13 protein-coding genes are annotated in these 15,468 nt (G+C 67.4%); 6 read left to right on the top strand and 7 right to left on the bottom strand.

Translation table 11 applies throughout. From position 1 onward, the window contains the following. Nucleotides 1–27 precede the first annotated feature (27 nt). On the top strand, nt 28–2,118 hold the full coding sequence (locus A9K58_RS14255) for a catalase (RefSeq protein WP_065199955.1): 2,091 nt from the start codon (nt 28–30) through the stop codon (nt 2,116–2,118). A gap of 22 nt (nt 2,119–2,140) precedes the next feature. Continuing rightward, complete coding sequence (locus A9K58_RS14250; protein WP_065199954.1) at nt 2,141–2,602, top strand: hypothetical protein; 462 nt, start codon at nt 2,141–2,143, stop codon at nt 2,600–2,602. Between the two features lie 150 nt (nt 2,603–2,752). On the opposite strand, the gene A9K58_RS14245 is transcribed toward A9K58_RS14250, so the two are convergent. The 5 genes from A9K58_RS14245 to hflK form a co-directional block, all read right to left on the bottom strand. Continuing rightward, nucleotides 2,753–4,876, bottom strand: coding sequence for a methyl-accepting chemotaxis protein (locus A9K58_RS14245; protein WP_065199953.1), 2,124 nt, complete (start codon nt 4,874–4,876; stop codon nt 2,753–2,755). 219 nt (nt 4,877–5,095) lie between these two features. Next, entirely contained in the window at nt 5,096–6,388 is a 1,293-nt protein-coding gene (locus A9K58_RS14240) for an adenylosuccinate synthase (RefSeq protein ID WP_005418326.1), read from the bottom strand. Nucleotides 6,389–6,663: 275 nt separating this feature from the next. Further along, on the bottom strand, nt 6,664–6,849 hold the full coding sequence (locus A9K58_RS14235; protein ID WP_065199952.1) for a DUF2065 domain-containing protein: 186 nt from the start codon (nt 6,847–6,849) through the stop codon (nt 6,664–6,666). Nucleotides 6,850–6,914: 65 nt separating this feature from the next. Continuing rightward, complete coding sequence (hflC, locus tag A9K58_RS14230; protein WP_065199951.1) at nt 6,915–7,778, bottom strand: protease modulator HflC; 864 nt, start codon at nt 7,776–7,778, stop codon at nt 6,915–6,917. Further along, nucleotides 7,775–8,908, bottom strand: a complete 1,134-nt coding sequence (gene hflK, locus A9K58_RS14225) for an FtsH protease activity modulator HflK (RefSeq protein ID WP_065199950.1) — start codon at nt 8,906–8,908, stop codon at nt 7,775–7,777. Before hflK ends, hflC begins: the two co-directional genes overlap by 4 nt. A gap of 153 nt (nt 8,909–9,061) precedes the next feature. Between hflK and A9K58_RS14220 the strand changes: the two genes are divergently transcribed. Beyond that, complete coding sequence (locus A9K58_RS14220) at nt 9,062–10,057, top strand: YhdH/YhfP family quinone oxidoreductase (RefSeq protein WP_065199949.1); 996 nt, start codon at nt 9,062–9,064, stop codon at nt 10,055–10,057. Between the two features lie 88 nt (nt 10,058–10,145). Then, the gene (gene pilH / locus A9K58_RS14215) at nt 10,146–10,517 is read left to right on the top strand and encodes a twitching motility response regulator PilH (protein WP_065199948.1); all 372 of its coding nucleotides are present in this window, start codon (nt 10,146–10,148) and stop codon (nt 10,515–10,517) included. Between the two features lie 155 nt (nt 10,518–10,672). Here pilH and A9K58_RS14210 read toward each other — a convergent pair whose 3' ends face one another. Then, nucleotides 10,673–11,557 (bottom strand): DnaJ C-terminal domain-containing protein, encoded by an 885-nt coding sequence (locus A9K58_RS14210; protein WP_065199947.1) that lies wholly within the window; start codon nt 11,555–11,557, stop codon nt 10,673–10,675. 261 nt (nt 11,558–11,818) lie between these two features. Here A9K58_RS14210 and A9K58_RS14205 point away from each other — a divergent pair, with 261 nt between their 5' ends. Continuing rightward, on the top strand, nt 11,819–12,301 hold the full coding sequence (locus tag A9K58_RS14205) for a peroxiredoxin (RefSeq protein WP_065199946.1): 483 nt from the start codon (nt 11,819–11,821) through the stop codon (nt 12,299–12,301). A 29-nt stretch (nt 12,302–12,330) separates the two neighbouring features. After that, nucleotides 12,331–12,906 carry a ferritin-like domain-containing protein gene (locus A9K58_RS14200; protein ID WP_065199945.1) on the top strand — a complete coding sequence of 192 codons (576 nt, stop codon included), beginning with the start codon at nt 12,331–12,333 and terminating at the stop codon, nt 12,904–12,906. A gap of 134 nt (nt 12,907–13,040) precedes the next feature. Here A9K58_RS14200 and pbpC read toward each other — a convergent pair whose 3' ends face one another. After that, nucleotides 13,041–15,422 (bottom strand): penicillin-binding protein 1C, encoded by a 2,382-nt coding sequence (pbpC, locus tag A9K58_RS14195; RefSeq protein ID WP_065199944.1) that lies wholly within the window; start codon nt 15,420–15,422, stop codon nt 13,041–13,043. Nucleotides 15,423–15,468: the final 46 nt, after the last annotated feature.

Below are 15,468 nucleotides of genomic sequence, written 5' to 3'. Positions count from 1 at the left end.
CCCAGTGATTTCCCGGAGCCCCCTTCCATGGCCGCCAGCAAGCCGACCGGCAAGCGCGCAACCTCTTCCGCCGAAGCCCACCGCCGTGGTGATGGCGACGAACTGCACCAGCTGGCCGGTGGCCGCTATCCGGCGATGACCACCGACCAGGGCATCCCGGTAGCGGACAACCAGAACTCGCTGCGGCAGGGGCCGCGTGGCCCCACGCTGCTGGAAGACTTCATCCTGCGCGAAAAAATCACCCATTTCGACCATGAGCGGATCCCGGAACGCATCGTGCACGCCCGTGGCAGCGCCGCGCATGGCTATTTCCAGCTGACCGAGTCGCTGGCGCCCCTTACCCGCGCGCGCATCCTGACCGAGGTGGGAGTGAAGACACCGGTGTTCGCCCGCTTCTCGACCGTGGCCGGTGGTGCCGGCTCGGTCGACACCCCGCGTGACGTGCGCGGCTTCGCGGTCAAGTTCTATACCAGGGAGGGCAACTGGGACCTGGTGGGCAACAACATTCCAGTGTTCTTCATCCAGGACGCCCTGAAGTTCCCGGACCTGGTGCACGCGGTGAAGATGGAGCCTGATCGGGCCTTCCCGCAGGCCGCCACCGCCCACGACACCTTCTGGGATTTCATCTCGCTGATGCCCGAATCGATGCACATGATCATGTGGGCCATGAGCGACCGTGCCATCCCGCGGTCGTTGCGCATGATCGAAGGCTTCGGCGTGCACAGCTTCCGCCTGCTGAACGAGGCCGGCGAATCGACCTTCGTCAAGTTCCACTGGCGGCCGAAGCTCGGCATCCAGTCCACGGTGTGGGACGAGGCCCTGAAACTGCAGGCGGCCGACAATGACTTCCACCGCCGGGACCTGTTCGAGGCCATCCAGCGCGGTGATTTCCCGGAATGGGAACTGGCGGTGCAGCTGTTCACCGAAGAACAGGCAGACGCGTTCCCGTTCGATCACCTGGACCCGACCAAGATCATTCCCGAGTCGCTGGTGCCGCTGAAGGTGATCGGGCGCATGGTGCTGGACCGCTGGCCGGACAACTTCTTCGCTGAAACCGAACAGGTCGCCTTCTGCCCGGCCAACGTGCCGCCGGGCATCGACTTCAGCAACGACCCCCTGCTGCAGGGACGCCTGTTTTCCTACCTGGATACGCAGCTGCTTCGCCTGGGCGGCCCGAACTTCCACCAGATTCCAGTGAACGCACCAAAGTGCCCGTTCGCCAATCATCAGCGCGACGGCCACATGCAGATGCAGGTGCCCAAGGGCCGCGTCGCCTATGATCCCAGCTCGCTGCAGGACGACACGCCGCGTGAAACGCCGGCCGGGTTCCGCAGCCACGCCAGCGCCGATGACGGCCGCAAGGGCCGCACCCGGCCAGAGAGCTTCGCCGATCACTACAGCCAGGCCCGCATGTTCTTCCGCAGCCTGGAAAAGCCGGAGCAGGCACATCTTGCCTCGGCCCTGGTCTTCGAGCTGTCCAAGGTGGAGACGCTGAAGGTACGGGTACGTACCGTCAGCCACCTGCGCAACATCGATGATTCGCTGGCCCGCCGCGTGGCCGATGGCCTTGCCCTGCCCGCGCTGCCCGATCCCGCGCCCACGGCCACCCCGGCCCAGGACATGCCGCCCGCGCCGGAGGTCCGCGTGATTGGGCGCAACACGCCCACGTTGCAGGGTCGCTGCATCGGCATCCTGTTCGATGAAGGGTCCGACGCCGGCCTGATCGCCAGCCTGCGCAAGGCCGTGCAGAAGGCCGGTGCCGAGGTGAAGCTGGTCGCGCCCAGAGTGGGCGGCGCCACGCTCAGCGACGGCACGCTGCAGCCGGCCGACGGGCAACTGGCCGGCACCCCCTCGGCGGTGTTCGATGCAGTGGCCGTGGTGCTCGGCCTGGAGGCTTCAAAGACGTTATCGAAAGAGAGCGCCGCCCTGGAGTTCGTCAGCCAGGCCTGGGCGCACCTGAAGGCCATCGCCAGCGATGCAGGGGGCCAGGCGCTGTTGAAGGCAGCGCGGGTCGGCAACGACGCTGGCATCGTCGGAGCGGAAGACGCCAAGGCATTCCTGGCGGCGGCCGCCACCCGCCAGTGGGCGCGTGAACCCAAGCTGCGCCTGCTGGCCTGATCACAACGACAGGAGAACCGCCATGCCCCGTGGTGACAAATCCGCCTACACCGAAAAACAGAAGCGCCAGGCCGAGCACATCGAGGAAAGCGAACGTGATCGCGGCGCAAGTGAGGGTACCGCTGAACGCATTGCCTGGGCGACCGTGAACAAGCAGGACGGCGGCGGCAAGCGCAGCGGCAGCGCACGCAAAGGCGCAAAGAAGGCGACCAGCAAGAAGGCGGCCAGGAAGGCGCCTGCCAGGAAGTCGGCCACAAAGAAGGCTACGACCAAGGCGACGGCTGCGAAGAAGACGGCGGCAAAGAAGGCACCGGCTCGCAAGACAGCCACCAAGAAGGCCGCAAAGAAGACAGCGGTCAAGAAGGCCGGTACAGCCGCCTCGCGCAGTGCTGCAGCGAAGAAGGCGGCCAAGACACGTGCGGCAAAGAAGACCGCACGCAAGGCGGCGGCGAAGAAGGCTGCGCGTACGCGTGCTCGCAGTTGAGGCCAACAATACGCGGGACGGCGTCCTCATCCACGCAGCAACTTAGGTTGTCGCAGCACAAGTTCGTACTTGCAGCAATGGATGCGACCCTTCCAGCGAAGTGCGGCCGCTGAGCGCGGCCGCATTCGCGCAGCAACGTTCGCGGCTTGCTCAGGCAGCGCGACGCGGCGAAGCCGAAGCCACCGCGCCTTCCACCTTGAACACCGCCACCGAGGCGGTCAGCGCATGCGCCTGTTCCTCCAGTGCGCGGCTTGCAGCGGTGGCTTCCTCCACCAGCGCCGCATTCTGCTGGGTCACCTGGTCCATCTGCACCACCACCTGGTTGACCTGCTCGATGCCCGCAGCCTGCTCCCTGCTGGCCGCCGCGATGTCGCTCATCAGCTGGGTCGTGCGCGAGCTCGCCTGCGCCACGCGTGCGATCGCCGCTTCCGACTCGACGGTCACGGCCAATCCGCTCTTCACCTTGGCGGCGGCGTCTTCGATCAGCGTCTTGATTTCCTTGGCGGCCACACCGGCACGCTGCGCGAGGGTGCGCACTTCGCTGGCCACCACGGCGAAGCCCCGTCCCTGTTCGCCGGCACGCGCAGCTTCGACGGCGGCATTCAAGGCCAGGATGTTGGTCTGGAATGCGATGCCGTCGATCACCGTGGAAATTTCCGAGATGCGTGCCGACGACTGATCGATTTCGCCCATCACCGAAGCCATCTGTGCCATCGCCTGCTCGGTCTCGCGCACGGCGGCACCGGCGGCATGCGCTTCGCTGTCGGCCTGACGGGCCAGTTCGGCATTCTGGCGCACGGTGGAGGTCAGTTCCTCCATCGACGCGGCCGCTTCTTCCAGGTTGGCCGCCTGCTGCTCGGTGCGGCGCGACAGGTCGTTGTTGCCGGTAGCCAGTTCCTGCGCCGCGTTGTTGATGCTGCCGGCGGCCACCTGGATGCCACGTACGATGCCGGTCAGCTGTGCAGTGGTGGTGTTGGCATCGTCGCGCATGCGCGCGAACACTCCGTCATACTCGCCGTCCATGCGCGCGGTCAGGTCACCGTGCGAGATCGCGCGCAACACTTCGGAGACATCGGCGATGCTGGCCTGTGAGCTGGCCATCATGCCGTTGAGGTGCTCGACCATTGCCTTGAACTGGTACTGGAACGCAGCAGCATCGCCGCGCATGCTGAAATCACCGGCGCGCGCGGCGCGGGCCAGTTCATCGATCTGCGCGTTGATCGCCATCAGGCTCTGCTTCACTGCCGCCAGCGTGCGGGTCAGCGTGCCTTTCTCGCCCGGGTAGTCGGGCAGGTCACGGCTGAGGTCGCCAATGGCGTAGCGCTGCATCACCTCGGCCATCAGCAGTTCCACCTGCACGTGCGATTCCACCAGGCTGTTGGTGGCCTGCACCATGCGGCCGAAATCACCGGGGAACGCACTGGCATCCATGCGATAGCGGATCGCACCTGCCTCATGCTGTCCGGCCATCTGCAGCTGTGCGCCGATCGCCGCCTGCACGCTCTGGCGCACGCTGGCCATCGCTTCGCCCAGCTGGGTCAGCTCGTCGCGGCCACCGAGGCGGAACTCCTGGTCCAGCTGTCCCTTGGACAGGCGCTCGGCCAGGTTCACCGCGCGCGCCAGCGGGCCGGTCAGGCTGCGGCCGATCATCACGGAGGCACCGATGCCCACCAACAGCGCGACGCCGCCCAGCACCAGCAGCTGCAACACGCTGCGCTCACCCAGGCGGATCGCCTCGGCAGCCGCTTCGCGGCTTTCCTTCTCTTCGAAGTCCACGCCATCGGCCAGCGCCCTGTTCCAGCCATTGGCCGCTTCCTGCACCGGGCCGAGGGTCAGCGCCACGGCGCCGGGATAGTCGCCCTGCTCCATCCGTTCGCTGGTCTGCTTGTTGAGCGGACGCGCGATGGCGCGCTTGGCCGCGATGGTTTCAGCGATGGCCTTGCCCTCGGCGTCGCTGGGCAGTGCCTGGTAGGCGGTCCAGCTGGCCTCGTAGCGCTTGACCAGATCGGCAATGCGCTTCTCGTCGCTGGCGCGGTCTTCGCCCTGGCGGATCAGCATCTCGCGGCGCACCACCATCATCTGGTTGTTCGCATCGAGCATCTGCGACAGCAGGCGCACCTTGGCCACGCTGACGTCGACCACCTCCTGCATCGCGCGCTTCTGCACCACGCTTGCGGTGGCAGCGGTTGCGACCACGGCGGCGACCAGCAGCAACAACAGGCCAAAGCCCAGCCCAAGACGCCAGGCAACCCTGACGTTCCTCAAGTAGTTCATCGGTACATCCAAAACGGGGGGATGTGCCGGTATCGGCGACATGCCCGGCCGCCTTGACCCTGCAATCCTGAATGCTTCTGCAGCGGTTCACGTTGGATCGGGCAGTGCTGCCTGCCCGGTTCCTGCCACCGGCAGGCACTGGCCGGAAACGGAAAAGCCCCGCATTCGCGGGGCCTTTCCTGTCACGCCGGGCCAGGCCCAGCGTTGCCGATCACGCACTCAGGCGAACGGATCCTGCAGCACCATGGTGTGGTCGCGGTCCGGACCGGTGGAGACGATGCTGATCGGGCAACCGGCCAGTTCTTCCAGCGAACGCAGGTAGGCGCGTGCGGCCGGCGGCAGTTCGTCCCATTGGGTGATGCCGTGGGTATTCTCGCTCCAGCCCGGGAACTCCAGGTATACCGGGGTGCACTCTTCCCAGCCCTGCGCGTCCAGCGGCGCGTACTCGGTGCGCTTGCCGTTGTATTCGTAGGCGATGCAGACCTTGAGCTTTTCCATGCCATCGAGCACGTCCAGCTTGGTGATGCACAGGCCGCTGATGCCATTGATGGCCACGGCGCGCTTCAGCGCGACGATGTCCATCCAGCCGCAGCGACGCGGACGACCGGTCGAGGCACCGTACTCGGCGCCGCGGTCACGGATGCCCTGGCCGACTTCGTCGTCCAGCTCGGTCGGGAACGGGCCGCCACCGACACGGGTGGCGTAGGCCTTGGCGATGCCCAGCACGTAGTCGATCGAGTCGGCGCCGACGCCGGAACCGGCCAGCGCGCCACCCACGGTGGTGTTGGAGCTGGTGACGTACGGGTAGGTGCCGTGGTCGATGTCCAGCAGCGCACCCTGCGCGCCTTCGAACAGCACGCGCTTGCCCTGCTTGCGCAGGTCGTGCAGGATGCCGGCCACATCGGACTTCATCGGCTGCACGTATTCGCCGAAGGCCAGCGCTTCGTCGAAGGTCTTCTGGAAGTCGACCGCATCGGTGTTCAGATACTTGGTCAGCACGAAGTTGTGGTAATCCAGCGCGGTGCGCAGCAGTTCTTCCAGCTGCTTCGGGTAATGCAGGTCGGCGATGCGGATGCCGCGGCGCGCCACCTTGTCTTCGTAGGCCGGGCCGATGCCACGACCGGTCGTGCCGATCGCCTTGCCACCGGCAGCGCGCTCGCGCGCCTGGTCCAGGGCGATGTGGTACGGCATGATCAGCGGCGCGGCCGGGGAGATCTTCAGGCGCGAACGCACTTCCACGCCGGAGGCTTCCAGCTCGGCGATCTCCTTCTGCAGCGCGGCCGGCGAGATCACTACGCCGTTGCCGATCAGGCACAGCGCGTCGTCACGCAGGATGCCCGACGGGATCAGGTGCAGGACGGTCTTCTTGCCGTTGATGACCAGGGTGTGGCCGGCGTTGTGGCCGCCCTGGAAGCGCACGACGGCGCCGATTTCCTCAGTGAGCAGATCGACGATCTTGCCCTTGCCTTCATCGCCCCACTGGGCACCAAGCACTACGACAGACTGACCCATGACGGGCTCCTCATATGTTGCGGCCATCGGGGCCGCGGACGGTTGAACCGCAGCGGGGCTGGCCAGCACCTGCAGGGCGGCTCCAAACGGGGAGCGGCCGGCGATGGAAGGCCCAGACACGGAAAAAGCCGAACGGGGAGGCCCGTCCGGCTTTTGTGCATTATCCGGGTTTCCGGGGTCCGGTGCCACCTTTCCGGCGGACGGCTTCACCGGGCGGTCAGCCGCCCCGGAACGGGGTCAGATCCCTTTCCTGCGAAAAGGGATCTGACCCCCTGCTAATGGCGGGCCCACCACAGCAGGCTCAGCCCGGCCAGCAGGACCAGGCCGCCGAAGCCACGCAGGGCCGGGCCGGGCATCTCCAGCAGCCGCTCGGCCATGCGCTTCCAGGCCAACGGGGCGACGAACAGGAACAGGCCTTCCAGCACCGCCACCAGGCAGACGGCCGCGAACAGATCTTTCATGGGGGAGCTCCGGAAAAAGCACGGGGCCCGGCATGCGGCCGGGCCCCGGATGGCATCCTGCGATCTCAGCGATCGTTCTTCAGGTACTGCAGGAAGGGATCGTTCTTGTCCAGCACGATCACGCCATTGCCGTCGGTCATGGAACCGCGGTAGGCCTCCAGGCTGCGGTAGAACGCATAGAACGACGGGTCGGCCGAGCCGGCCCTGCCGTAGATGCGGGCCGCCTCGGCATCACCTTCACCGCGCAGGCGCTGTGCATCGCGCTCGGCCTCGGCAATCAGCACGGTGCTGTCACGGTCGGCCTGGGCACGGATGGTCAGCGACTGTTCCTCGCCTTCTGCACGCAGCTTGGCGGCTTCCTGCTTGCGCTGGGCCCGCATGCGCTCATACACGTCGTTGATCACCTGGCTGTCGGTCGGCAGGTCCACCTGCTTGATGCGCAGGTCGATCATCTGCATGCCCAGGCCGGCCACGGCCTCATTGATTCCCTTCAGCTGCTCGGCGATCAGCTCGCTGCGGTCGCCGGACACCAGCTGCTGCAGGGTGCGCGAGTTGATCTGGTTGCGCAGCGAGTCGGTGATGATCGGCGCCAGGCGGGCGTTGGCGACGCGCGGATCGCCGCCGGTGGCACGGAAATAGTCACCCACGTTGGAGATGTAGCCGATGGCGAAGAAGTCGACACTGACGTCCTTCTGCTCGGCGGTGAAGTAGCGCGCCGGCGCGGTGTCGAGCACCTGGAAGCGACGGTCGAAAACCTTCACCGTCTCCACCACCGGCACCTTGAAGTGCAGGCCCGGCTTGATGTCCGAACGCACCACCTTGCCCAGGTTCAGGACCATCGCGGTCTGGTCCTCGCGGACCACGTACACCGAGCCGAGCAGGCCCAGCACCACCGCCACGATCACGGCGATCCAGATAGGACTCTTCATCGGCTGCCCTCCTCTCGGCCGCTCGGTCGCCCGCTCGGACGGCCCACCGGCCGGCCCGCATCACGGGGTTGTTCCACCGCCGCACCCGGCAGCGATGGCATCACCACCTCCGGGTTCACCACTGCGGCCGGAGCCGAAGCACTGGGACGGGTCTCGCCGGTCATCGGCACGTAGATCAGCTGGCGCCCATCGCCGCCGATCACCTTGCGGTTCTCGCTCAGCACCTGCTGCACCGTCTCCAGCCACAGGCGCTTGCGGGTCACTTCCGGAGCGTCCTTGTACTGGGCCTGCAACAGGCTGAAGCGCTGCGCGTCACCTTCGGCCTTGGACACCACGGCCTGCTTGTAACCTTCGGCGGTGGTACGGGCACGCGAGGCCTGGCCTCGGGCTTCCGGCACGACCTTGGCGGCGTAGGCCTGGGCTTCGTTGATCAGGCGTTCCTTGACCTGCTGGGCGCCGTTGACCTCGTCGAACGCCGGCTTCACTTCTTCCGGCGGACGCGCGTCCTGCAGGGTCAGGCCGGTCACGGTCAGGCCGGTCTTGAAAGCCTTCAGCAGCGCCTGCAGGCGTTCCTCGGCAGCCGCAGCAAGCGGGCCGCGGTTGTTCAGCACAGCGTTGAGGTCGGCGCGACCGACTTCCTCGCGCACCGCGCTCTGCGCCGACTGCTCCAGCACCTGGTTGGCGTCCACGGTGCCGAACAGGTACAGCTGCGGGTCGTCGATGCGATACTGGACGTTCAGCGAAACATTGACGATGTTCTCGTCACGGGTCAGCACCGGCACCTGGATCGAGAAGGTCTTGATCTCGGTGGCATTGACCTTGGTGACCGATTCGATCGGCCAAGGCAGCTTGAAATTCGGGCCAGGCTGCAGGATGCGCGAGAACTGGCCGAAGCGCAGCACCACGCCACGCTGCTGTTCGCCGATCAGCTGGAAGCTGGAGAACAGCACCAGCAGCACCACGGCTGCCACGACCCAGCGCCAGATGCCGCCGTCGAACAGGTCCCTCAGCGGCCCGGGCAATCCGCCCCAGCCACCGCCACTGCCACCGCCGCGCGACCCGAACGGCCCGCGTCGATTGTCCTCGGGGCCTTGTCCGCCCTTGTTGCCGCCGGGTGTATTCCAGGCCATGCACGCTCCATCAAGATATGGGCTGCGGCGCGGGCCCTTCCCGCGGCGCCAGCCGTGAAACCATCACTGATCATACAAGATGGGGCGGATCGGCAGGATCGAAAGGGCACGTCCGGGGTATGGTGGCGTTTTCCTCGAAGTCAGGCAGCGCCGATGGCCCCCACCACCCCGTTCACCGCCTTCCGCATCGAAAACGACAGCGCCGGCTACCGCAGCGGCCTGGCCCGGCTGATGGTCGGCGACCTCAGCCCCGGCCAGGTGCTGATCCGCGCGCATTGGTCTTCGGTCAACTACAAGGACGCGCTGGCCGGCACCGGCAAGGGCCGGATCCTGCGCCGTTTCCCGCTGGTGGGCGGTATCGACGTGGCCGGCACCGTCGTTGCCAGCACCGACCCGGCCTGGCGGGAGGGTGATGCCGTGCTGGCCACCGGTTGCGGTCTCAGCGAAACGCGTGACGGTGGCTACAGCCAGTTCGTCCGCCTGGATTCCAGCGCAGTGATCGCCCAGCCGGCGGGCCTCGGCCCGCGCGAGGCCATGGTACTGGGCACCGCTGGCTTCACTGCGGCACTGGCCCTGCTGCGCATGCAGGACAACCGGCAGACCCCGGAGCTCGGCCCGCTGGCGGTGACCGGTGCCAGTGGCGGCGTCGGTGCGCTGGCGTTGTCCATCTTCAGCCGGGCCGGGTATACCGTGCATGCGATCAGCGGCAAGCCCGACCAGGCGGATTTCCTGCGCGCCATCGGCGCTGCCGAGGTGTTGCCGCGCGAGGCACTGGCCGACACCGGCCCACTGCAGTCGGCTCGCTTCGGTGGTGGCCTCGACAATGCCGGCGGCAGCATGCTGGCCAGCCTGCTGGCACAGACCGTGCCCTACGGCAGCGTGGTCAGTGCCGGGCTGGCGGCCAGCCCGGCGCTGGACATGACCGTGATGCCGTTCATCCTGCGCGGTGTATCGCTGCTGGGCGTCTCCTCGGCCAACGCGCCACGCGGGCTGCGCGAAGAGGTGTGGTCGCGCCTGGGCAACGAATGGAAACCGCAGCACCTGGACCGCATCTGCACTGCGGAAGTCGGACTGGAGGGGCTGCCGGCGGTGTTCGAGCGGATGCTGGCCGGAGGGTCACTGGGCCGCACCGTGGTCCGGATCGACTGAACGTCGCAGGCGGGCGACGGACGGCAGGTGCGGCCCTCCCGCCGGCCATGTGCCCGCACTACACTGCGGGCATCACACGGGGAACAACATGGCACGCATTCTGATCGTCGACGACTCACCGTCGCAGCTGTTGGGGATACAGCGCATCGTCGAGAAGCTCGGGCACCAGATCCTGACCGCCACCGACGGTGCCGCCGGGGTCGAAACCGCCAAGGCCGAGCTGCCCGACCTGGTGCTGATGGACGTGGTGATGCCCAATCTCAATGGCTTCCAGGCCACCCGCACCCTGGCCCGCGACGAGGCGACCCGGCATATTCCGGTGATCCTGGTCACCACCAAGGACCAGGACACCGATCGCATGTGGGGCATGCGCCAGGGTGCCAAGGCCTACATCACCAAGCCGTTCTCTGAGGACGAGCTGTCCGAGGTGCTGGAGCGGGTGTTCGCCGCGCAGGGTTGAGAGGTTTCCGGCAGGTGCCAACCTTGGTTGGCACGCTTCTGTAGAGTCGAGCCATGCTCGACCCAGCAAGAGCAGTCGAGCATGGCTCGACTCTACATGCCAAGGCCTCAGATCGACTCGCCGACGGCGCACGCCGCCGGCGCTCCTCCGGCCTGTCAGATCGACTCGCCGAAGGCCTTGGCCAGGTTCCGGTAGGCCTTCTTTTGCGCTTCGTCGGTCGCGGCCGGCGCGACGATCTCCAGCTCGACGATCTGATCACCGTCCGGGTTCCCCGGCAGGCCCCGGCCACGCAGCCGCAGTTTGCGGCCGGCGTCCGAATCGGCGGGGATCTTGAGCTCCACCGCGCCGCCCAGGGTCGGCACGCTGATGCTGGTGCCCAGCGCGGCCTGCCATGGGGTCACCGGCAGCGTGTAGAGGATGTTGCGGCCATCGACCTCGAACTGCGGGTGCGCCGCGTACTCCACCTCCAGCAGCAGATTGCCCCCCTGGTTGCCCTGCCCCGCCAGGCGGATCACCTGGCCAGGGCGGATGCCCTTGGGCACGCGGACATCGAGCTGCCTGCCATTGACGGTAATGCGCAGGCTGTCGCCGCTGTAGGCGGCCTCCAGCGGTACCGACAGCTTGGCGCGGGTATCACGGTTGGGCGCATGGCCGTGGCTGCTGAAACCCGGCCCCGGGCCGGCACCGCCGCGCTGGCGAGCGAACAGGCTCTCGAAGAAATCGCTGAAGCCGCCATTGGCGCCACCGCCGCCAAACACTTCCTCGAAGTTGAACCCTCCTCCCCCATAGTTCGGCGGCACATGGAATTCCTCGCCCGGGCGGTAGCCCTGCGCACGCAGCTGGTCGTAGGCCGCGCGCTTCTCGGGATCACGCAGCGCCTCGTAGGCCTCGTTGACCGCCTTGAACTTGTCCTCGGCCCCGGCCTCCTTGCTGACGTCCGGGTGGTACTTGCGTGCCAGCCGGCGATAGGCGGTCTTGATCTCCGCCTCACCCGCGCTCGGTTCCACCCCCAAGGTGGCGTAGTAATCCTTGAATTCCATCCAGTTACCTCGATTCACTTCGGCCGCGCCGGCAGCGCCGCCCCGGGTTCATTCTACGCGCCGGCGATGCTACGCGGCCGCCCGTGCGGTCCCGGTGAGCCCGACTGATCCTGCGCAATGCGGATGCCATCCCGATGCGCCACGCTATGGCTGGAAGCCCACGCTGCAACGCCCGGAGATGGGGCCTGCACACCAGGTTTCCAATGCCTTGACGCCGCTGTCCCATCCGGCCCACTAGCCTGCCCCAGCAAGGAGTTCCCCATGACCATCCATGTCGGCGACCGCATTCCGGAAGTGACCCTCAAGCGCATCCGCGAGGGCATCGAAACGCTCGATACGCATTCGCTGTTCGACGCGCGCAAGGTCGTGCTGTTCGCCGTGCCCGGCGCGTTCACACCGACCTGCTCGGCGCGGCACCTGCCCGGCTACGTCGAGAGATTCGAGGCGTTCCGTCATCGTGGCATCAATGTCTACTGCATGGCGGTCAACGACCCGTTCGTGATGAAGGCGTGGGCCGCCGACCAGCGCGTGCCCGATGGCCTGCTGATGTTGTCCGACGGTAACGCCGAGCTGACCCGCGCGCTCGGCCTGGAGCTTGATGCCAGCGCGTCGGGCATGGGCGTCCGCTCGCGACGTTTCGCCCTGTACGTGGTCGATGGCGTGGTACGGGCCGCCTGGATCGAACAGCCCGGCCAGTTCGAGGTGTCCTCGGCCGAATATGTACTGGAGCACCTCCCCACCTGATTCTTCACCGCAAGAGGAAACGGCCAGCCATGTCCAGCACGCCAGCCAACGCCAACCCGCCCGCCGCCCGCGTTTCCGGCATCAGCGACCGCACCACCCTGCGCGAGCGGGCCCGGCACAACATCCAGGACGGTGCGATCACCGACAGCTACAGCGCCGATCGCGAGGCGGTGATCAAGCTGCTCAACGACGCCCTGGCTACCGAGTACGTCTGCGTACTGCGTTACTACAGGCACTATTTCATGGCCAAGGGCATGCTGGCCGACGCGGTCAAGGCCGAGTTCCTCGAACACGCACAGCAGGAGCAGGCGCACGCCGGCAAGCTGGCCGAGCGCATCGTCCAGCTCGGCGGCGAGCCGGACCTCAACCCCGATACGCTCACCGCGCGCTCGCATGCCGAGTACAAGGAAGGCAGCGACCTCCGCGACATGGTGCGCGAGAACCTGGTCGCCGAACGCATTGCCATCGACAGCTATCGCGAGATGATCAACTTCATCGGTGACCGCGATACCACCACCAAGCGCATCCTCGAAGAGATCCTGGCACAGGAAGAAGAACACGCCGACGAGTTCGCCGACCTGTTGGATGGGTGGATCGGGGAATAGCGGTGCAGCGCTCCCTGTAGAGCCGAGCCCATGCTCGGCTGACCGCTGAACGCACGTCGCAGGAGCGGCCGAGCATGGGCTCGGCTCTACAGCAGCGTGGCAAACCTACAGGAAGTGCCAACCAAGGTCGGCAGCTACCGCAGGACGGTGAACCGCACCTGCGTCCACGCGCCGTCAGCCGCCAGCGCGGTCAGGGTATGTGCGCCCGGTTCGGCGAACTCCCGCTGCATCAGCTGTGCGCCCTGGGTCTGCGCGATCCAGCGGCCGTCCAGCAGCCAGTCCACTGCCTGCTCGCTGCCCAGTGCACGCAGTTGCAGGCGTACGCCATGTTCCGAGTTCGGCGCGCGCGCCAGCGTGGCGCCGTCGTTGAGCCCGTCCACGTGCAGCGCGACACTGGCTTCACGCCCGTCGTCGCGGCAATCCGGCGACAACGCTGGCAGCTGCGACGCCTCACGCGTGGCCTTGGACAACCACGGCGACAGCAGTGCCGGCCAGCGCGCGATCTCGCGTGCCACTTCCTCGTGCGGCGCCTGGCAATCGGCAGACACCCGCAGCCCGGTGCGCGCATCGGCCAGGTAGCGCTGCCGTCCCGGCTGCCAGCGCCGCGCCTCGCGCTCGGGGAAGGTCGGTGGAGCGACACCGTCCAGAAGGTAGGCCGGCATGCGCCGCTGGCACAACACCACGGGCAGGCCATCGGCACGCTCCCCGGTGGGCCAGCAGATGTCCTCCTGGCTGACGCTGGCCGGCATCGGCGCAGCGGCGGAATCGCCGCGCTGGCGCGGCAGGCTGTCGATCACCTCGAACATCAGCGGCAGCGCGGTGACCGCGCCGTACTGGCCCGGCAACGGTGTGCCATCCGGTCGCCCCACCCAGACGCCCACGGTGTAGTGGCGGGTACTGCCGATCGCCCACGCATCACGGTAGCCATAGCTGGTACCGGTCTTCCAGGCCACGCGCGGGCGGCCACCGACATCGAAGGTACCGACGCCATAACCCGGGCGCGGATTCGATTCCAGCATCTCGCGCACGATCCAGCTGGCACCCGGGGAGGCCAGGCGGCGTTCGATCATCGGTTCATCGCCGGTGTAACGCACGCGGCCGGCGATGCCGCCGCGGTTGAGCGCGGCAAAGGCACCGACCAGGTCTTCCAGGCGCGCGCCGGTGCCGCCGAGGATCAGCGACAGGTTGGGCGTGCTGCCGGGCGGAAAGCGCAGCTGGATGCCGGCGTGCGACAGGCGCGCGGCAAAACGCGCGGCCCCGACCCGCTGCAGCAGGTCCACCGAGGGAACGTTGAGGGACAGCCGCAGTGCGCTGGAAGCGCCGATCGGCCCATTGAAGGCCATGTCGAAATTGCCGGGGCGGTAGCTGCCGAAACTCTGCGGTGCATCGACCAGCAGGCTTTCCGAATGGATCAGCCCATCATCCAGCGCCATCGCATAGAGGAACGGCTTGAGCGTAGAGCCCGGGGAGCGCCACGCCTGCACCATGTCCACGTGGCCGAGCCGCTGGCGATCGCCGAAGGACAAGGTGCCGACGTAGGCCCGCGCCTGCAGGGTCTGGTTGTCCACCACCAGCAAGGCGGCGGACGTGCGCTCCGGCAGCGTCGAAAAGTAGCTGGCCACGCGTTCTTCCAGCGTGCGCTGCAGGCCGATGTCGATGCTGCTCTGGATGCGCGCCTGGCCCGGATGCGCCGCATGCAGGCGCTGCGCCAGCAGCGCAGCATGCAGCGGCGGCCGCAGCGAACGCGCCACCACGTTCTCGATGCGCGCGTCCGCCACCTCTTCCGGCGTCCACACACCGAGTTCGGCCATGCGTGCCAGTACCTTGTCGCGCGCCTTCTGCGCCGCCTGCGGATGGCGGTCCGGGCGCAGCCGGCTGGGCGCCTGGGGCAACACCGCCAGCAGCGCGGCCTCGGCGCGTGACAACTGCGCCGCCGGCTTGCCGAGATAGGCCCAGCTGGCGGCTTCCACGCCCTCGATGGTGCCGCCATAGGGTGCACGCTCGAGGTAAAGATCCAGGATCTGCCGCTTGCTCAGGTGCACTTCCAGCTGCACCGCGCGCAGCATCTGCTTGAGCTTGCCCCACGGCGTGCGCGAATGCGGATCGAGGATGCGCGCGACCTGCATGGTCAGCGTCGAGCCACCGGAAACGATGCGGCCACCGCGCAGCAACTGGCCGCTGGCACGCAGGATCGCCAGCGGGTTGATCCCTGGATGGCGCCAGAACCAGCGATCCTCGTAGGTCAACAACGCCTGCAGGTACAACGGCGAGACGCTGTCGATCGAGGCGGGATAGCGCCACACGCCTTCGGCATCGGCGAATGCGCGCAGCGGCGTGCCGTCGGCCGCCACCACCAGGGTGCTGGTATCGCGCTGCTTCGGCAGGGGCGGCGGGAACGCGACGTCCAGGATCAGCAGCAGCGTCAGCATGGCCGCCGTACCCCAGCGCAGCCACGGCCACAGCGGCCGCAGCCAGCGGCGCACGACCGCCAGCCGGGCTGTCATCGACGTCCTCATCGCCCGGCGCCAGCGGGACGGGCCGCGCCGCCGCGGCCCGTCCGCG

Source organism: Stenotrophomonas maltophilia (genome assembly GCF_001676385.1).
GTDB classification, from domain to species: domain Bacteria; phylum Pseudomonadota; class Gammaproteobacteria; order Xanthomonadales; family Xanthomonadaceae; genus Stenotrophomonas; species Stenotrophomonas maltophilia_J.
Note: the sequence above shows the minus strand (reverse complement) of the source record. Positions and strands in the feature narration are given on the sequence as shown.